This is a genomic window from Nonomuraea deserti, assembly GCF_004348685.1.
Lineage (GTDB): Bacteria > Actinomycetota > Actinomycetes > Streptosporangiales > Streptosporangiaceae > Nonomuraea > Nonomuraea deserti.
Window position 1 is genome coordinate 1 of record NZ_SMKO01000033.1, and the last position, 17,436, is coordinate 17,436.

At 70.8% G+C, this 17,436-nt stretch carries 17 protein-coding genes; 10 read left to right on the forward strand and 7 right to left on the reverse strand.

Annotated features, from left to right (window positions below):
- Window positions 1–155 precede the first annotated feature (155 nt).
- The 5 genes from E1292_RS15265 (at window position 156) to E1292_RS15285 (ending at window position 3,971) form a co-directional block, all read left to right on the forward strand.
- Entirely contained in the window at window positions 156–1,103 is a 948-nt protein-coding gene (locus tag E1292_RS15265; protein WP_132595809.1) for an NADP-dependent oxidoreductase, read from the forward strand.
- Between the two features lie 17 nt (window positions 1,104–1,120).
- Window positions 1,121–1,597 carry an ester cyclase gene (locus E1292_RS15270; protein ID WP_132595810.1) on the forward strand — a complete coding sequence of 159 codons (477 nt, stop codon included), beginning with the start codon at window positions 1,121–1,123 and terminating at the stop codon, window positions 1,595–1,597.
- The gene (locus E1292_RS15275; RefSeq protein ID WP_132595811.1) at window positions 1,594–2,286 is read left to right on the forward strand and encodes an alpha/beta fold hydrolase; all 693 of its coding nucleotides are present in this window, start codon (window positions 1,594–1,596) and stop codon (window positions 2,284–2,286) included. The genes E1292_RS15270 and E1292_RS15275 overlap by 4 nt, the downstream gene beginning before the upstream one ends.
- 40 nt (window positions 2,287–2,326) lie before the next feature.
- Complete coding sequence (locus E1292_RS15280) at window positions 2,327–3,259, forward strand: LLM class flavin-dependent oxidoreductase (protein ID WP_132595812.1); 933 nt, start codon at window positions 2,327–2,329, stop codon at window positions 3,257–3,259.
- Window positions 3,260–3,332: 73 nt separating this feature from the next.
- Window positions 3,333–3,971: a TetR/AcrR family transcriptional regulator gene (locus tag E1292_RS15285; RefSeq protein ID WP_132595813.1), complete on the forward strand. Its 639-nt coding sequence runs from the start codon at window positions 3,333–3,335 to the stop codon at window positions 3,969–3,971.
- 141 nt (window positions 3,972–4,112) lie between these two features.
- Here E1292_RS15285 and E1292_RS15290 read toward each other — a convergent pair whose 3' ends face one another.
- Window positions 4,113–5,354, reverse strand: coding sequence for a multidrug effflux MFS transporter (locus tag E1292_RS15290; protein ID WP_132595814.1), 1,242 nt, complete (start codon window positions 5,352–5,354; stop codon window positions 4,113–4,115).
- A 49-nt stretch (window positions 5,355–5,403) separates the two neighbouring features.
- Window positions 5,404–6,906: an aldehyde dehydrogenase family protein gene (locus E1292_RS15295; protein ID WP_132595815.1), complete on the reverse strand. Its 1,503-nt coding sequence runs from the start codon at window positions 6,904–6,906 to the stop codon at window positions 5,404–5,406.
- Between the two features lie 233 nt (window positions 6,907–7,139).
- Between E1292_RS15295 and E1292_RS15300 the strand changes: the two genes are divergently transcribed.
- Window positions 7,140–7,781 (forward strand): TetR/AcrR family transcriptional regulator, encoded by a 642-nt coding sequence (locus tag E1292_RS15300; protein WP_220446848.1) that lies wholly within the window; start codon window positions 7,140–7,142, stop codon window positions 7,779–7,781.
- Window positions 7,782–7,965: 184 nt separating this feature from the next.
- On the opposite strand, the gene E1292_RS15305 is transcribed toward E1292_RS15300, so the two are convergent.
- Window positions 7,966–8,571: a TetR/AcrR family transcriptional regulator gene (locus E1292_RS15305; protein WP_132595816.1), complete on the reverse strand. Its 606-nt coding sequence runs from the start codon at window positions 8,569–8,571 to the stop codon at window positions 7,966–7,968.
- Between the two features lie 209 nt (window positions 8,572–8,780).
- Window positions 8,781–9,608 (reverse strand): NAD(P)-dependent oxidoreductase, encoded by an 828-nt coding sequence (locus E1292_RS15310; RefSeq protein WP_220446849.1) that lies wholly within the window; start codon window positions 9,606–9,608, stop codon window positions 8,781–8,783.
- A 142-nt stretch (window positions 9,609–9,750) separates the two neighbouring features.
- Between E1292_RS15310 and E1292_RS51085 the strand changes: the two genes are divergently transcribed.
- Window positions 9,751–9,891: an NIPSNAP family protein gene (locus E1292_RS51085; protein ID WP_165974547.1), complete on the forward strand. Its 141-nt coding sequence runs from the start codon at window positions 9,751–9,753 to the stop codon at window positions 9,889–9,891.
- A 334-nt stretch (window positions 9,892–10,225) separates the two neighbouring features.
- Here E1292_RS51085 and E1292_RS15315 read toward each other — a convergent pair whose 3' ends face one another.
- Window positions 10,226–11,101 (reverse strand): NAD(P)-dependent oxidoreductase, encoded by an 876-nt coding sequence (locus tag E1292_RS15315; protein WP_132595817.1) that lies wholly within the window; start codon window positions 11,099–11,101, stop codon window positions 10,226–10,228.
- A gap of 104 nt (window positions 11,102–11,205) precedes the next feature.
- Here E1292_RS15315 and E1292_RS15320 point away from each other — a divergent pair, with 104 nt between their 5' ends.
- Window positions 11,206–11,814 (forward strand): TetR/AcrR family transcriptional regulator, encoded by a 609-nt coding sequence (locus tag E1292_RS15320; RefSeq protein WP_132595818.1) that lies wholly within the window; start codon window positions 11,206–11,208, stop codon window positions 11,812–11,814.
- 210 nt (window positions 11,815–12,024) lie between these two features.
- On the opposite strand, the gene E1292_RS15325 is transcribed toward E1292_RS15320, so the two are convergent.
- Entirely contained in the window at window positions 12,025–12,654 is a 630-nt protein-coding gene (locus E1292_RS15325) for a TetR/AcrR family transcriptional regulator (RefSeq protein WP_220446850.1), read from the reverse strand.
- A 106-nt stretch (window positions 12,655–12,760) separates the two neighbouring features.
- Between E1292_RS15325 and E1292_RS15330 the strand changes: the two genes are divergently transcribed.
- Entirely contained in the window at window positions 12,761–13,501 is a 741-nt protein-coding gene (locus E1292_RS15330) for a CPBP family glutamic-type intramembrane protease (RefSeq protein ID WP_165974549.1), read from the forward strand.
- A gap of 483 nt (window positions 13,502–13,984) precedes the next feature.
- Window positions 13,985–14,632 (forward strand): hypothetical protein, encoded by a 648-nt coding sequence (locus tag E1292_RS15335; protein WP_132595820.1) that lies wholly within the window; start codon window positions 13,985–13,987, stop codon window positions 14,630–14,632.
- A gap of 229 nt (window positions 14,633–14,861) precedes the next feature.
- Here the strand turns inward: E1292_RS15335 and E1292_RS15345 are convergent, their stop codons facing one another.
- The gene (locus E1292_RS15345) at window positions 14,862–17,435 is read right to left on the reverse strand and encodes a glycoside hydrolase family 78 protein (RefSeq protein ID WP_132595821.1); all 2,574 of its coding nucleotides are present in this window, start codon (window positions 17,433–17,435) and stop codon (window positions 14,862–14,864) included.
- Window position 17,436: the final 1 nt, after the last annotated feature.

Sequence of the window (17,436 nt, forward strand, 5' to 3'; positions counted from 1 at the left end):
CCACCCCACCCTCTCAGAGCCCACCCATCGGCCCTCTCATCGTGTCCCCCGAACGGCGGTGTCGGTTCTGCTCAGCAGCGCGGGCCGCGTATGCCTATTTACATACATGCAGTATGTATGTAACCATCTGAGGGATATTTCCAGGAGGAACGCTCATGCAGGCGATACAACAATCGGCGTGGGGCGACAGCGAGACCATGGCGCTGGTCGAGGTGGCGAGACCGGCGCCGGTCTTCGGCGAGGTGCTCGTCAGGGTCGTGGCGGCCGGGGTCAATCCGGTGGACGTCTACACGCGCCGCGGGCAGGCGTACAACCGGGTGCTCGACCTGCCGTTCATCAACGGCTGGGACGTCGCAGGGGAGGTGGTGGGGACCGGCTACGGCACGCCCCGGTTCCAGCCGGGCGACAGGGTTTTCGGAATGCCGTGGTTCCCCCGCGCGGCGGGCGGCTACGCCGAGTACGTCACCGCCCCCGCCCGCCATTTCACCCGAATGCCGGAGGGCCTGGCCTTCACCGAGGCGGCGGCGCTGCCGCTGGCCGGCCTGACGGCGTGGCAGATGCTCGTCGAGGTCGCCGCCCTCGCCCCCGGACAACGGGTCCTGGTCGCGGGCGCGGCCGGAGGCGTGGGGCACCTGGCGGTCCAGATCGCCAAGGCCCGCGGCGCGCACGTGACCGGCACCGCGAGCGCCGCCAAACACGCCTTCGTCCGCGGACTGGGCGCGGACGAGGTGATCGACTACACCACGGCCGAGGTGTCCTCCGTGGTGCGGGACGTGGACGTCGTCATCCAGATGTTCGGCGGCCGGGCGGGGCTCGCGACGCTGGAATGCCTGCGGCCGGGCGGCGTCCTGGTCAGTGGCCAGGCGGCCTGGACTCCGGGGTTGCACGAGCGTGCCGGCGAACTCGGCGTGCGCGCCGTGGACTACCTCGTCGACCCCGACGGCGCCGGGCTCGGCGCACTGGCCGAGCTCGTCGCCGATGGTCGGCTCAAGGTGCATGTCGACGCGGTGTTCCCGCTGGCGCAGGCGGCCGCGGCCCACGACCGCATCGCCGACGGCCACACCACCGGCAAGATCGTGCTCGCCGTCGGCGAGCCCGAGTGAGACAAGGAGACACGGAGATGTCCGAGAAGCACGTCACGCCGACCGAGGTCGTACGGGCCTACGCACGCGCGAAGAGCCGTGCCGACATCCCGGCGGCGATGCGGTTCTGTCACCCGGACGTCGTCTTCGAGACGATCCCCTTCCGGGCCGTCGCGACCGGCTGGGACGAGGTCGCCCGGCAGAACACCGCGTTCCTGCGCACCTTCCCCGACTACGGCGTGGAGTTGGAGTACCTGGTCGAGGCCGGTGAGCTGGCCGTCGGCGCCGGGACGGTCCGGGCCACCATGACGGAGAGCCTGGTGGGGATCGAACCCACGGGCAGGTCCTTCGCACTGCCGTTCGCCTGCCACTGGACCGTGCGGGACGGGCTGATCGCACATGAACGGTTCTTTTTCGACTTCCACCAGATGTGCGAGCAGCTCGGACTGTCCACCGAGGCCGCGGCGGCGAAGTTCACCGCCTGGCGCGAGCGTGCGGAAGAGGCGGCGCGATGACGACCTACGTGCTGGTTCATGGTGCTTGGCACGGCGGCTGGTGCTGGCGCCGCGTGGCCGCGCGGTTGCGGGAGGCCGGGCACGAGGTCCACACCCCGACGCTGACCGGCCTCGGTGAGCGCGCCCACCTGGCGGGGCCCGAGATCGGCCTGCGGACGCACGCGGACGACCTGCTGGGCCTGCTGAGGTACGAGGATCTCCGGGAAGTCGTGCTCGTCGGGCACAGCTACGCCGGTCTCGTCGTGCGCGAGGCCGCCGACCGCATGCCGGGACGCGTCTCCCGCATCACCATGGTCGACGCCTGGGCGGGCCGCGACGGGGAGTCGCTGGACGACCTGGCCCCTGCCTTCTTCCGCGACTGGATCGCATCGGTCACCGTCGACGGCCTGATCCCGCCCGCCCCCGCGGCAACCGTCGGCGTGACCGAACCGGACCAGGTCGCATGGCTGGAACCCAAGCTGACCCCCCATCCGCGGCGAACGTTCTCCGAGCCGGCCCGGTTGTCCGGGGCCGTCGACACGATCCCGTGCCGCGCGGTGCTCTGCACGCCCGGTGGCCCCATGCCGTTCGCCCGGCTCGCCGACGAGCACGGCTGGGCGGCCACGGTCCTGGACGCCGGCCACGACGCCATGGTCACCGCACCGGGCGCCCTGGCGGACGTCCTCCTGCAGGACGCATGCGGCTCCTGACCCGATGCCGAGAACGAAATCCCGTGAAGAAAGGTGCGACGTGCCCGAGGTGAAGATCGGTTACCTGTTGCCGACCCGCGACCGCGCCGCGGGCGGTGACGACGATTTGGCCCGGCTGATCGAGCATGCCCGCCACGCCGACGTCCTCGGGTTCGATTCCGTCTGGACCGGAGACAGCCCTCTCACCCGGCCCCGCGCCGATCCCCTGCTCCTGCTGTCCGCCGTCGCCGTCGCCGCACCGCGGCTCACGCTCGGCACCGCGATGATGCTGCCCACGCTCCGGCATCCGATCCTGGTGGCGCACCAGCTCGCCACGCTGGACCGGCTCGCCGGCGGACGGCTGATCGTGGGGATGGGCGCCGGCTTCCCCACCGCCGGCACCGAGGCGCAGTTCGACGCGATCGGCGTCCCCTTCCGGACCCGCTTCAGCCGCCTCGAGGAGTCGATCGAGGCGATGCGGCGGTTGTGGAGCGGCAAGGACGTGTCGTTCGCCGGCCGGCACTTCGACTTCCGCGGCGTCACCCTCGCGCCCGCCCCGGCCCGTCCGGGAGGGCCGCCGATCTGGCTGGCGGGAAGCGGCGAACCCTCCCTGCGGCGGGTGGCCCGCCTGGGCGACGGCTGGTTGCCCTATCCGCCCGACGTCACTGACTACGCTCGCGAGCGGGCGGCCGTCCACCGGCTGGCGCCCCGTCCGGTCACCGCCGCCCTGTACGCGACGCTCTGCCTTGACGACGATCCCCGGCACGCGCGCACGCTCCTGCGCAAGAGCATCGAGCGCTACTACAACGCCCCGTTGGAGACGGTGGAGAAGATCCAGGCCATGTTCGCCGGCCCTCCGGCGGACGCCGCCGCCTGGCTGAACCGCTACATCGGGGCAGGGGCCCGGCACCTCGTCATCCGCCTGGCGGCCGGCGACCACCACGCGGCCCTGGAGCGGTTCGCCGCGCGTGTCATGCCCCTGCTCGACGTGTGAGGACGATCGGCCCGTCCGGGACGCCGGCGCCGCGTACGGTCTTCTATCCTCGGTTCAGGTCGGGAGGATAAGGGTGACAACGAACACAAGCGCGCGCCGGAGCCAGCAGGAACGCACCAGGGCGACCACGGGCGCTCTGGTCGCGGCGGCTCGCGAGCTCTTCATCGATGAAGGTTTCACCGCCACCTCCCTGGACGCCATCTGCGCCAGGGCCAAGGTGACGCGCGGCGCCTTCTATCACCACTTCAGCAACAAGGAACACATCTTCCGCGAGGTCTACGCCGCCGACCAGAAGGAGCTTGCCGCGACCGTCCGGCAGGCGTTCCAAGCCCGGACAGATCCGTGGGACGGAGTGTTCGCGGGCTGCCGCGCCCTGCTGGAAGCGTCCTTGGAACCCGCCGTCCGCCGGATCACCCTGCTGGAGGCGCCGGGCGCGCTCGGCTGGTCCGCCATGCGCGACATCCAGGCGGGATGCAAGGACCAGATGCGGCGGGGGCTGGCCATCGCGGTCGAGGCCGGGTGCATCTCCGAACGGCCGCTGGATCCCGCCACCTCGCTGCTGTACGGCGGGATCTGCGAAAGCGCCCTGGACATCGCCCGCGCCACGGACCAGCGTGCCGCGCTGGACGACTCGCTGGTGGAGCTCCGCCGGGTGCTCGCCGGCGTCTCCGGCCGTTCGACCGCGGGCTGCGCCCACAAAGAGCCTTCCTGAGCCCGCCGGGCCCACCTGCCGTCTCACCAGGCCCGCCGGCTCATTGGGCAGGTCGGGCGGCCACGCGCTCCGGCCCCGGCCGTACGCCTCCGGGCACCGCTGGCGTCGTCTCCGGGCGGCGGCGGGCGCCCGGGGACGTTGTCAGTCCGCGTCCTGCGGGGCGAGGGTACGGCGGCCTCGGAGGGCGAGGGCCGAGAAGGCGAGGAGGGCGATGGCGATGGAGCCGGTCATGGTGATGGCGGTGGCGGGCCCGTCGTTGCCGAGGACGCCGACGACGGGAGCGAGCAGGGAGCCGAGGCCGAATTGGAGGGCGCCCAGCACGGCGGCGGCGGTGCCGGCGGCTTCGCCGTGCCGGGAGAGGGCGAGTGCGGGGGTGTTGGGCAGGACGAGCGCGACCGCGGCGAGCATGCAGAAGAGCGGTACGACGAAGCCGGCGAGCCCGCCGATGTGGGCCGTCTGCAACACGGTGAGCACGAGGCCGGCGGTGGTCGCGGCGGCGAGTCCGCAGAACACGATGCCTCCGGGGCCGGACCGGCCGAGCAGCACCGGGTTGAGCTGGGTGCCACCGACGAGAGCCAGGGCGCCGAGCCCGAAGGCCAGCCCGAATTCCTGCTGGTCGAGCCCGTACTGCTGCTGAAGGACGAACGCGGAGCCGGAAATGTAGGCGAACACGGCGCCGAAGCCGAGCCCGGCCACCAGCGCCAGGATCACGAACTCGGCGTCGCCGAGGATGGACCTGTACGCGCCCAGAACCTGCCGGACCCCGCCCGAGCGGCGGCGCCGCGGCGGAAGGGTCTCCGGCAGCCCGTACGCCGCCACCACGATCAACACGACACCCAGCAGCGCCAGCGCGCCGAAGACCCACCGCCAGGAGCCGGCGATCAGCACCGCGCTGCCCAGCGAAGGTGCGAGGACCGGTGCGGCTCCCATCACCAGCATCAGCCGGGAGATCACCGTGGCGGCGGCGCGGCCTTCGAACAGGTCGCGAACGACGGCCATCGCGACCACCGTCGCCGCCGCGGCGCCGATGCCCTGCACCGTGCGCAGCACGCCGAGCACGGTGATATCCCAGGCGAACACCGACAACACGGACGTGATGACGTGCAGGCCCGTGCCGATGATCAGCGGGGGACGCCGGCCGACGGCGTCGGAGAACGGACCGATGACGAGCTGGCCGAGGCCGAGCCCGAGCAGCGTACCGGTCAGGGTGAGCTGGACCAGGGGCTCCGTGGTGTGCAGGTCGTCGACGATCGCCGGCAGGGCGGGGAGGTACATGTCGACCGTGAGCGGCCCGAGGGCGACGAGCGCGCCGAGGGCGAGGATCAGTCGTAAACGTTCGGAACGGGCCGGCCGGATGGAGAGTGCGGCGGTGTCCACTGACATGACGCCTTTCGCATAAGAAGGCCTGAACGGGGGTGGTAGGTCTCGTACTTCACAGGGCGATGAGGACCGCCTTGCTCTGCGTGTACGCGTCCAGCACCTCCAGCCCGCCCTCACGGCCGATCCCGGACTGCTTGAAGCCGCCGAAGGGAACCGAGCCGGTGGTCATCTCGCCATAGGTGTTGACCCAGACCGTGCCGGCGTCGATCTCAGCGGCGAGGCGGTGCGCCGTGGCCAGGTCGTTCGTCCACACGGAGGCGGCCAGCCCGTACTCGGTGTCGTTGGCCTTGGCGACGGCGTCGTCCAGGTCGGTGAAGCTCATCAGCGCGCCCACCGGTCCGAAGATCTCCTCCTCGACGACACGCATGCCCGGGGTGACGTCGTCGAGCAGGGTCGGCGCGACGAACCATCCGTGGTCCCCGTACCGGGTGCCGCCGGTGCGGACGGTCGCCCCCTCCTGGGCCGCGATGTCGAAGTACGACATCACCCGGTCGAAGTGCCGCCGGTGGGCGAGCGGCCCCATGAGGGTCGCCGGGTCGAGGGGGTCTCCCGGGGTGAACGCCGCCATGGCCTTCGTCAGGAGTTCGGTGAACTCCTCGCGCACTCCCTCCTGGACGAAGACGCGGGTCGTGGCGACGCAGGCCTGTCCGCTGCCGAGCAGGAAGCCGGCCGCGACCCCGTGCGCGGCCTGCTCGAGGTCGGCGTCGGCGCAGACGATGGCCGGCGACTTGCCGCCGAGTTCGAGGGTCAGGTGCTTGAGGTCCGCGCTGACGACCTCGTGCACGTGCTTGCCGGTGCGGGTCGAGCCGGTGAAGGCGATCTTGGCCACGCCAGGGTGCCGGACCAAGGCCTCGCCGGCCTCGGCGCCGGTGCCCGTGACGACGTTCACCACACCCGGAGGCAGGCCGGTGGACTCGAGCAGCTCGGCGAAGCGCAGGGTGGTGAGGGAGGCCCACTCCGGCGGCTTGAGCACCGCGGTGTTGCCGGTGGCCAGCGCGGGGGCGAGCTTGAGCGCCAGCTGCGGCATGGGGCCGTTCCAGCCCCAGATGGCGCCGACGACGCCGAGGGGCTGCCTGCGCGTGTAGACCATCCGGTTGCCGGGCGTCGGAGCGGTCTGCCCGTACAGCTTGGTCGGCCAGCCCGCGGCATGCCTGAAGATCTTGACGACGTCGGCCATCATGAACCGCGTCATCCTGATCGGCATGCCCATGTTCAGGGATTCGACGGTCGCCATCTCGTCGGCGTGCTGCTCGAAGACGTCGGCGATCTGGATCAGGATCCGGCCGCGCTCGTCGGGGTCGATGTCCGACCACGACGGATCGGCGAACGCCTGCTGCGCGGCGCGCACCGCCGCGTCGACGTCCGCGGGGCCGCCTCTCGGAATGCTCGCCAGCGGTGACTCCGTGGCCGGGTCCACGTTCTGCAGGGTCTGTCCCGACGCCGCGGGCACGCGCCGGCCGCCGATGGACATGAGCCGGTCGCCGGGGCGGGCGAACGCGGGGATGTCGCGCCGGGCCGTCTCCGCCACGGGCGGGGTGCTGCCGTGCTCGGTCATGCCGATTCCTTCCAGCCGGACGCATCTGCCGGCGCTTCGTGTCTGGGGTGGGTCGAAGGCGCACTCCCCGAAACGGAGAGGCTATCCGGTAATGTAACGGATAGCCTCTCCGTTTCCAACCCCCATCCCGCCCCCTTCTTCCGCGCTCATCGGTGCGCGGCAGGCTTGCGGGGGGTGAGCCACTCCTTGATACGGATACCCTCTCCGCATACAGTGTCGGATGACCTGTCCGCTTGGGGAATCCGGTGTCTCAGATGCAGTCCCGATCACCTGCGAAACGCGCCGACGCCGAGCGCAACCGCGGCAAGATCCTCGCGGTCGCCCGCGCCGCGTTCGCCGGCTCCGAGCCGCACATATCGATGGCCGAGATCTCGCGACGCGCAGGAGTCGGCATGGCGACGTTCTATCGCAACTTCGCCAGCCGGCGAGCGCTCCTCGAAACCCTCTGGACCGACGAGATCAACGCCGTCTGCGAGGCCGCCGAGACCGCATCCGGCGAGACGCCCGGGGCGGCGTTCACGGCCTGGCTGCGCCAGTTCTTCGCCTTTTCCACCAGCAAGCACCACATCGCCGCCGAGCTGCTCGCGGACGCGGCGGACGCGGCGGACACGGCAGGCACGGCAGGCACGGCGAACGGCGACCGCATCGATCCCGTGATCGGCCGGAACCGGGCCAGGGTGCGCGCCGCCGGCCAACCGCTGCTCGCCGCCGCGCGACGTACTCATGAAGTCCGCCACGACCTCACGCTCGAGCAGATCCTCGACATGATCGTCGCCATCGCCACGATCAACGGCGATCAGCCTTACCTCGAGCCGATCTTCCAGACCGCCCTCGACGGCCTACGTCCCCCGGCGGCCGATGCGAAGCCTTCGTAGGGCGCAGCACCACACCGCTGGGAGCAGCCTGACCCTTGCCGCGAGGGCCATCCGCTCGCATGCGCCGCTCCGCCGGCCTTCGGCGAGGTCCGCTTCCCGGGTCCACGTCGGAGAGCGAGCACGTCAACGGTCCGCCTGGCGAGTGTCTGCGCCGGCCTCATCTCGGCAGAGAGCCGCACACCCGCTATGCCTGCCAGCTGCGCAGTGCCATGTCGGCGATGTCCTGGAGTTCGTCGTGAGCGAGGCCGCCGGCGGCCTGGACGGCGATGCCGAACGCCACCGTCATAATGTATCGGGCCAGTCGCCCCGCGTCGGCGTCACGCGGGAGGTCTCCCTCGTCGACGGCGCGCTGGAGGCGCTCCTCAAGGCGGAGGGCCGCATCGTTCCGCCAGCCGACGAGCAGATCGTGCGCGGGCCGGCCTCCGTCGCTCGCCGCCAGCGCGCCCTGCACTGCCAGGCATCCAGGATGGCCCTCGGAAAGGGTCGTGGTGCGAACCGCTCCACGGAGGAGCGCCTCGGCCACCCCTCGTGCGGTCGGCTCCTCCAGGGCGCGCCTCGCGTAGGAGGCCGGCCCCTCGGTGTAGCGCTCCAGTGCCCTGCGGAACAGCTGCTCCTTGTTGCCGAAGGCCGCGTACATGCTCGTCTTGGTGATCCCCATGGCACCGGTCAGATCGGAGAGGGTCGCCCCCTCGTATCCCCGCTCCCAGAACACCTGCATGGCGCGCTCCAGCGCCTCGTCGATGTCGAATTCCCGAGGCCGGCCCATGACAGTATTCCGGGAACCACCCATGCCACAATTGTACTCCTCGGTACCGATCGCTACCGAGTTGCCGGTCATGCTGTGTGCGCTCTGCCGGACCGCCCGTGACATGGATGTGCTCCTGCCCTCGACGGCGTCCATCGCGGCGTCGAGGGCGCAGGAGCGGGTCGGGCTGCGTAGCCGCCTCATGGCAGCCAGGACGGCTCGCCCCGCACTGCTCGTGGATGTTCTGGTACGGCTCAGCGGGCGGCGAGGGCGCGCCGCATCCGCCACAGAGAGGCGCGCAGGTGTCCCGCCAGATCCGCGGGCACTCCCGCCTCCCCGGAGGCCGAGAGGATGTTCTCCAGACCGGTCGCCTGCATCGCGGGGTTGTACTCGTCCGGGACGGATTCGCTCACATCGGCACCCGCGACCATGATCGGGAGCATCTGCTCCATCCACGGCTGGAGCACCTCGCGCTTGAACGTGTCCACGTCGCCGCCTTCCGCGTGGACCAAGGCCACGGCGTGGTCCGTCCCGGCGCCCATGCCGTACATGCCGCTCAGCGCGGCCATGTCGTACAGTGCCGCGAACCCCGGGTCCTCGCCCACCCAATGAGGGCGGCCGATGGGAGCAAGCACGGGGGCGACACGGTCGAACAGGTCACGCGCACCGCTGTAGAGGATGAAGGCTCCCCCCGTCCCCACCGTCGGAGGTACGGCCATGATTCCCCCGGCGAGGAGGCTCACCCCGTACCGCTCGAGCCATCCGGCGAGTTCGCGTGCCTGCCGTACAGAGCCACTGGTGAGGTTGACGAGCGTCCTGCCGGCCAGCTTCGGCATGGCCGGCGCGAGCGTCTCGCGGACGCTGGCGTCGTCCAGCAGGCATGCGACCGTCAGGTCACCCGCCCCCACGGCGTCTTCCACGCTCGACGCCTCCCGGGCGCCGCGCGCAACGAGCCCACCCGCCTTCCCGGGAGTACGGTTCCAGAGCGTCACCTCTCGGCCGGCTTCGAGGAGGGCACTCGCGAGCGCGCGGCCCATGGCTCCCAGACCGAGGATGCTGATGCGTTCATGTGACATGTTCATGCAGAACACTGTTCATTCGGAACGGTACGTGCCACAAGAACGCACTTCGAAGTGCGTGGTTACCTGGAGGTTAGCCACCTGGCCCGCGCGCCGCGGCGACTCGCCCGCACGTGCGGCCATGGGAACAGGAGCGGCTTCGGGCGTGCTGAACGGGGAGCAGCGCGAGCGCTATCGCGCGGACTGCGTGGGCGTCATTGAGCTGGCCCGCCGGGCACCCGGCTGCCTCGACTTCGCCATCAGCGGGGACCTGGTGGATGCCGGTCGTATCAACGCGCTGACCTGAACCGAGGGCGGGCGCCGACTCGCCGGCGCCATCACGACCGATGGCCCTCATGTGGTCCCACGTGCTGAGCCCGAGGAGTTGAGGACCGTGGTCGGGCGGGATGGGCGCGGTAGTGGTGGGCGTGGGTGACCCGACCGGGTGGCGGGCTGGTGAGGACTACAGATCACTTCCGACGGGCAGGACAGACTGCAGCAGCCGCTCGTTGATCGTCGGGATCCCAGCCCGACTCCGGCAGGAAGAACCGCAGTCGCCGCGCCCGCGGACCGCGCGTGCCCGTCACCCGCCAGCCTCGGCCAGGCGGAACGGCCCGGCTTCTTTTAGGCTGCCGGTTCTCCTAGGCTGCCGGCTTCTTCATCAGTTCGACGAGGCTGGAGAAGCTGTCAGCCGCGTGTCCGGCCTTCATGCCGCGCCGGAACAGCTCGACCACGGCGGCTGGAAGGGCGGTGTCCACGCCCGCGTCGGCGTTGGTGTGCAGGACATGCTCGACGCTGGCCATGCCCATGGCCAGACGGTCCACGTCGCCGCCGTGCTCCCCGGCGTCGATGCGTTGCGCGTAGAAGGACAGGAAGTTCGGCATCGTCGCCATGGTCTCGGTGGCGTGCGGCAGGACGTCGGCCGCGGTGAGGCCGTTGGCGTCGGCCAGGGCGATGGCCTGCCAGTAGCTGAGCATCGAGGTCCAGAACATGACCATGCCGATCTGGTAGAACAGCGCGGCCAGTCCGGGGTCCTCGCCGCGGTAGTCGGTGCCGGTCAGTGCTTCGAGGGTGGGCCGGTGGGCTTCGAACGCGGACCGGGGGCCGCTGTAGAAGGTGTACGACTTGGGATTGCCGATGCCCGAGGGCGGCACGGTGACGCCACCGGAGAGTTGCACTCCGCCGTGCTCGGCGACCCACCGCGCTCCCGCGCGGGTCTTCTCCGGGGTGTCGGAGCTGAGGTTGACCAGTACGCGGCCGGTCAGGGCGCGGGCCGCGGGTTCCAGCAGGGAATGCACGGCGTCGTAATCGGTGAGGCTCAAGACCACGAGTTCGCTGGCGGCCAGCGCCTCCTCCACGCTGCCTGCTCGTACGGCCCCCTGTTCGACCAGCGCGTCCGCGCGGGACGCGGTGCGGTTCCAGACGGTGACCCGGTAACCCTTGTCAAGGAATGCGCGGGCCATGGCCTGCCCCATCGGCCCCAACCCGATGACGGTCACAGGCTGCTTGCTGCTCACGATGACTACCTCCGGAAGCAGGATTAAAAAGAACGCTCTACTCAGAGCATGTCAGGGACGATAGCACACTCTAAAACGAACGTTCTAACTAGTAAGCTGCGGTCATGGCCCAGACCAGCACCCGCGACCGAATCGTCATCACCGCAGCGCGCCTCCTGCAGCGCCAGGGCTACGTCGGCACCGGTATCAAGCAGATAGCCAGGGAGGCGCAGGCCACGCTCGGCTCCGTCTACCACTTCTTCCCCGAGGGCAAGGAAGCCGTCGCCGTGGCCGCCATCAAGCATGGCGACCAGGAGTTCTCGGCCCTCCTGCGGGCGGCGCTGGACAGCGAGGAGAGCCCGAGCGCCGCGGTGAACGCCTGCGCCCGCCGACTCGCCGAGGCACTACGCGAGTCAGGCTGGGTCGACGGCTGCCCGATCACTGCGGCGGCCCTGGAGACGCTTGGCAGCGATTCCGAGATCCAGCGCGTCTGCGCGGCCGCGCTGCGCGCCTGGGAGCAGCTGGTGTACGACAAACTGCTGCGCTCGGGCCTTGACGCCGAGGACGCGAAGGATCTGGCGAGCACGATCATCAGCACGCTGGAAGGTGCCGAAGTGACGGCCCAGGTCAACCGGAGCGAAGAGCCTTTGCGGGCGGCGGGCCGGCAACTGGCCCGCCTGGTCGGCTCTTACGACAAGGCTTCCAACCTCAGAGATCGTCCCTCATGTACGTGACAGGATCGCCGGCGTCGGTCTGGCTCACCCGAAGGGCTTGGCCGGCGACAGGCCCATCAGGGACTGGCCGGCGGCGAAGTCGGTCGGCAGCGAGACGTGGTCGCGGATCGGCGGCCACTGCCCGTCGATGAGGCGGAAGCCGTCCTTTCCTCCTGACCCGGGATCCGATCCAAGTCGAACGCGTGTCAGGACGAACCGTCCGGCCGGTCGTCAGCGAACGTCCTGAAGCCGGCAGGGCTCGGACAGGGCCAGCTGCCAGAGGCGGATCACTGCGCGCACGTGGCCGGGGGCGTCGCCGTCGGGCGGGAGGTCGAGCAGAACGCCGTGCAGTTGTGCCTCGATGCCCTGCACGGCCAGCAGGGCGTTCAGGTCGGGATTGGGGCCGCCGGCTCGCAGGCGCCGCAGTTCACCCGCCAGCGCGTGGGCGATCCGCCGTTCGGCTTGGCGGAGGCGGGTGACCAGGTCGGGGGTGCGGGGGGCTTGGTCGAACAGCAGCCGGTGCAGGCCGGGCCGGTCGGTGTGCAGGGTGGCCACGCACTCCACCAGGTCCGTGAGCAGGTCGGGCAGGGGCGGGCGATCCTCCGCGGCGCGGGCGAAGACCTGGGCGATCTGTTCAGTGCTCTGGATGAGGTAGTGCTCGGCCAGCGCGACCAGCAGCGCGTCCTTGTTCGGAAAGTACTGATACAGCGATCCGATGGACACCCCGGCGCGTTCGGCGATCTTGTTGGTGGTGGTGTCGGCGTAGCCGTGGCGCTGGAAAAGCTGAGCGGCTGCCTCCAGGATCGCCGCGACCGTCTCGCGGGAGCGCTGCTGGCGGGGCTGTTTACGGGGCGTGAGCACGATCCTCCAATGCGAGTACCGAAAACTGAGAATAGCTCGCAGTATTGAACGGCGGGCTCGTCGCCCCGTTCTCTCCCTGCTTCCCCTCCCGAACGGAGACGTCTTCGTGCTGCCCGACCTTCTGGCCTACGGGGTCCGGATCCTGCCCGGCCTGCTGCTGATCGGCGCCTGCTTCGCGCTGGCGCGTGGCGAGCGTGACCCGCTGCTGCGCATCATGACGCTCGTCTTCGGCTTCGTCCTGATCAGGGATGCGATGACGCCGCTGGGATTCTGGCGGCTCGGCGTCGCGGGAGCGGTTCCGTGGCTGCGCTTCACCGACCAGGTGGGCATCCTGCTGCTGTTCGGCCTCGGCACGCTGGCACTGACGTTGGGGGTGCTGCGCCTGGACGGTGAGCTCAGCTCCTTGGTGCGCTGGGGCCGGTTCATTCCGGTCACCGTCGGATGGGGCATCGGCGGCGGCGTGCTGGCCGCCGGCCCGGTCTTGCTGCTGTCGCCATTGACGCCGATCGCGCAGCGGGGCGGGAACGTCGCCGTCACGTTGCTGCCGGTACTGCTGGCGTTCAGCCTGGTCGGCAACCTCGCCGAGGAGGTCCTGTTCCGCGGATTCCTGCAGGGACGGCTCGAACAGCACACCGGCGCCACCCGCGCGGCGCTGCTGTCGGCGCTGCTGTTCGCCGCCTGCCACGCCTTCCTGGCCTCGACGGTCACCGACGCCGGCTGGCCGCTACTGGCCTTCACCCTGTACGAGGGGCTGATCTGCGCCTTCCTGCGATTGCGCAGCGGCGTCATCGCCGCGGCCCTCGCTCACGGAACCGCGATCTTCCTGCTGGCCAGTGCGCTGGTCTGAGCCACCGAAGACGCCGGGCGTCCCAAGGCAGGCGGGACGTCGCAGTGGATCGCGAGAAGGGGAAGTCGTGGAGTGCGCCGCGCCGGCTGTGTACGCCTTGGGCGGGAGCCCAGCGCCAAAGAGCCGACCGGATGCCGGATGGGGTCGTAGTCGGCGCGCGATGCGCCCTCGATGAGGAAGGGTCCGCCGGCCACACCGCAAAGGAGGAGAGGAGGACTTGCTTTCAGGCTCATCGGTCCTTCTTGTGACGGGTGGAGCCTCATGGCCGGGTGCGGGTGGCGGCCAGTGGCCGGTGAAAGCGCTCGAGCCGCCGTACCGGGCCGAGGAGACGATGCCGCCCCTCGACGGCTGGCCGATGCCGGCTCGGCCTCCGGCAGGATCGCGATCCTCGTGCAGAGTGCGCTGGCCGGAGCCGGACACCGGCAGCCCTTGATTCCCTCTCCCCCGGTGAGAATGTGGAATCCCCGATGAAAGAGGACGACGATGTCCCACACCCACGCTCAAAGCTCTGACGCGCGAACCCAGGCGATCGTACGGGAGCTGGGCACGATCCACGAGCGCGCCGCGAAGGACCATCAGGTGGGGGAACCCGGCCTGTACTCCCGCATCATGGTGATCGTCGACGATGAGATCCCTGCCGAGGGCGACGCGGAACGCTGCTACTTGACCCCGGTCGCGGCACCCCGGTCCGGTCAGGGCTACTACACCCTCACGGCGGCAGACGGCGCCCCATGTCCCGAGGACGTCAGCCCGGACGAGGCCAGGCTCTCACAGCAGGACAGCGAGGTCGCCACTCTGCTCGAAGCCTACGACTGGATCAGCGATCAAGGACTCAGCGTCGCCACCGAAAGCATCCAGGTCATCCTGATCAGCAACATCGGGCCATGCACGGGCTGCAAGGCCCGCCTCCAGATCTTCTACGCCGACCTCGTCGCCAAGGCCTCTGAGATCGGGAAGAAGGTTTCCATCACCGTCGCGAGCGTCTACAACACCGCCGAAGCCTCCCGGGACAGGACACGGGGCGACAAGATCGGCACGACGTACGGTTATCCGGATGCGGTGAAGACGCCATACAGCTTCTCGGGCCAGCAGGGAGCGTACTGGCTCTTCAGGCTGCCTGGGCTCAAGTGACGGTGCCGCCCCCGCCGGCCGCTTCGCCTCCACGACCGCGGTCGCATCGCGCCTGGACTGCGCGCCGGCCTCCTGCTGGTCGACGGCGATCCAACGGCGGACATCGACGCCACACTCGATATCGCCGGCGTGTGGCTGCGGGGCCGCCGGCTGGCCGGAAGGTGACCACCGACTGAGGCATCCCGTGCCCACGTGCCGCTCCGGGAACATGACCGGCCTGTTCGGCATCTCAAAGGGGGTCCGGCAAGGTGCAGTGGAACTCGTGCCGTCCGGGGCCGGCCTCGAAAGCGGGCTCTCCGGGCAGGTCGACGATGGCGGTCGTGTTCTGCGGGACGCGGACGGCGACGGTCAGCCGCTCCCCGTCGCGCCGCCAGTGCACCTCCGCCTCGCCGTAGGGGGTGTGGTGGGCGGCGCGGGCGTGGGTGAGGCCGCCACCGGGACGCGGGCGGACGGAGATGCGGCGGTAGCCGGGTCCGGCCGGGGCGAGACCGGCCACGGTGCGGTGCATCCAGTCCGCGACCGCGCCGAGCGCGTAGTGATTGAAAGAGGTCATCTCCCCCGGGTTGACCGAGCCGTCGGGCAGCATGCTGTCCCAGCGCTCCCAGATCGTGGTGGCGCCCATCGTCACCGGATACAGCCAGGACGGGCGGTTGCGCTGGGTCAGCAGCCGGTAGGCGGTGTCGTAGGCGCCGACCGAGCACAGGGCGTCGCAGATGAGCGGCGTGCCGACGAAGCCGGTGCCGATGCGGTGGTCGTCGCCGGCGACGAGCTCGACGAGGCGGCGTCCGGCGCGTTCGCGCTGTTCGGGGCCATCGAACAGGTCCACGGTCAAGGCGAGGGCGTAGGCGGTCTGGGTGTCGCAGGCCAGCCGGCCGGACGGGGTGACGAACTCGCGGCGGAAGGCCGTCCGCACGTGCCCGGCCAGCTCGGCGTAGCGGGCGGCGTCGGCGTCATGGCCGAGCAGCGCCGCCGCGTCCGCCACGACCTGAGCCGACCAGGCGTGGTAGGCGGTGGCGACGAGCGCCCGGTCGGTACGCGCCTTGCCGGGGTTGTCCGCGGGCGCGGCCGGGTCGAGCCAGTCGCCGAACTGGAAGCCCTCGTCCCACAGGTGGTCCCTGGTGAGGGAGGCGACCTGGTCCACCCACGCGGTCATGCTCGGGTACTGGCGCCGCAGCAGGCCGAGGTCGCCGGTGCGTTCATAGAGCGTCCACGGGACGAGCACGGCGGCGTCACCCCAGGCGGCTGTCGGGGAGACGCCGAACACCAGCGGCACCCACGGCACGTAGTGCGGCACGGTGCCCACCTGGGCCTGCTCGGCGGCCAGGTCGGCCAGCCACGACGACAGCGGCCCCGCGCAGTCGTACAGGAAGGCGGCGGCGGGGGCGAAGACCTGGATGTCGCCGGTCCAGCCGAGCCGCTCGTCGCGCTGCGGGCAGTCGGTGGGCAGGTCGACGTAGTTGCCTCGCATGCTCCAGACCACGTTGTCGTGCAGCCGGTTCAGCAGCGGGTCGGAACACTCGAACGCGCCGACGGGCCGCATATCGGTGTGACAGACCACGGCCACCACGTCAGCCGGGTCGAACGCCCCGGGCCAGCCGTCGATCTGCGCGTAGCGGAAGCCGTGCGTGGTGAAGCGGGGCTCGAAGGTCTCCGGCTCGGCGTCGCCGCGCAGCGTGTAGCGGTCCTCGGCGGCGGCCGCGCGCAGCGGGCGTACGGCGAGGGCGCCGTTCTCCAGGACCTCGGCGTGGCGCAGGGTGACGGTGTGCCCGGCCGGGCCCTGCACGCGGATGCGCAGGCGGCCGACGAGATTCTGGCCGAAGTCCACCAGGGTCTCGCCGTTCGGGCCGGTCAGCACCTCGGTGGGGGACAGCGTCTGGATACGGCGCACGGGCGGGCCCGTGGGCGCGACCAGCAGCGCCGGATCGTGGGAGAGGGCGTCGGCGGGCAGCCAGGAGGAGTCGTCGAAGCCGGGCTCGGACCAGCCCGCGGGATGCCGGCGCGCGTCGTGTTTCTCCCCGTCGTACAGGCCGGCCTCGGTGACCGGGCCGGAGGCGCAGCGCCACTCGTCATCGGTGACGATCACGTCGGTGGTGCCGTCGATGTAGGCGATCTCGAGCCGCGCGATGAGGGCGGTGCGCTCGCCGTAGATGTCGCTCTTGCCGCCGCCGAAGCCGACGCGGCCCCGGTACCAGCCGTCGGCGAGGGTGGCGCCGATGGCGTTGGCGCCCTCGCGAAGCAGGCCGGTGACGTCGTGGGTGCGGTAGCGCAGGCGGTGGTGGTAGCTGGTCCAGCCGGGGGCGAGCACGTCGTCGCCGACCACTCGACCGTTGATCTCGGCCTCGTAGACGCCGTGGGCCGTGATGTAGAGGCGGGCGCGCTCGATCGGGGCGCGCAGGGTGAAGCCGCGGCGCAGCAGGAGCGCGGGGCCGTCGGGCGCGCTGAGCAGTTCCGGCGGTGGCGCGGCGGCCGTGGCATGCCAGTCGGCGGGGTCCAGCAGGCCGGTTTCCACGTGCGACCACGCGCTCCAGTCGCTGGCGGAGCCGTCGGCGCCGTGCACCCGTACCCGTGCGGCGCGCCGTTCCCGCGAACCCAGCGGCGCGCCGGGCCACGGCACGAGCGCGGACTCGTTCGACTCGACCCGGCCGGTGGACAGGCCGTCGCCGAGTTCGATCTCGTATGCCTGCTGGGCCCAGTCCGGGATGTCCGTCGTGACGGTCCAGGACAGGCGCGGTTCGGGTTCGCCGATGCCGAGGGGGTCACGGTGGTGTTCGAAGGCAGGGGCGGAAACGTGCAGAGAGGTCATG

What these genes read in the sequence shown, in the direction of transcription:
- E1292_RS15270 (WP_132595810.1), top strand. Translation starts at nt 1,121, where the DNA reads ATGTCCGAGAAGCACGTCACGCCGACCGAGGTCGTACGGGCCTACGCA.
- E1292_RS15295 (WP_132595815.1), bottom strand. Translation starts at nt 6,906, where the DNA reads ATGACCGAGCACGGCAGCACCCCGCCCGTGGCGGAGACGGCCCGGCGC.
- E1292_RS15320 (WP_132595818.1), top strand. Translation starts at nt 11,206, where the DNA reads ATGGCCCAGACCAGCACCCGCGACCGAATCGTCATCACCGCAGCGCGC.
- E1292_RS15275 (WP_132595811.1), top strand. Translation starts at nt 1,594, where the DNA reads ATGACGACCTACGTGCTGGTTCATGGTGCTTGGCACGGCGGCTGGTGC.
- E1292_RS15290 (WP_132595814.1), bottom strand. Translation starts at nt 5,354, where the DNA reads ATGTCAGTGGACACCGCCGCACTCTCCATCCGGCCGGCCCGTTCCGAA.
- E1292_RS15345 (WP_132595821.1), bottom strand. Translation starts at nt 17,435, where the DNA reads ATGACCTCTCTGCACGTTTCCGCCCCTGCCTTCGAACACCACCGTGAC.
- E1292_RS15265 (WP_132595809.1), top strand. Translation starts at nt 156, where the DNA reads ATGCAGGCGATACAACAATCGGCGTGGGGCGACAGCGAGACCATGGCG.
- E1292_RS15310 (WP_220446849.1), bottom strand. Translation starts at nt 9,608, where the DNA reads ATGAACATGTCACATGAACGCATCAGCATCCTCGGTCTGGGAGCCATG.
- E1292_RS15305 (WP_132595816.1), bottom strand. Translation starts at nt 8,571, where the DNA reads ATGGGTGGTTCCCGGAATACTGTCATGGGCCGGCCTCGGGAATTCGAC.
- E1292_RS15335 (WP_132595820.1), top strand. Translation starts at nt 13,985, where the DNA reads ATGTCCCACACCCACGCTCAAAGCTCTGACGCGCGAACCCAGGCGATC.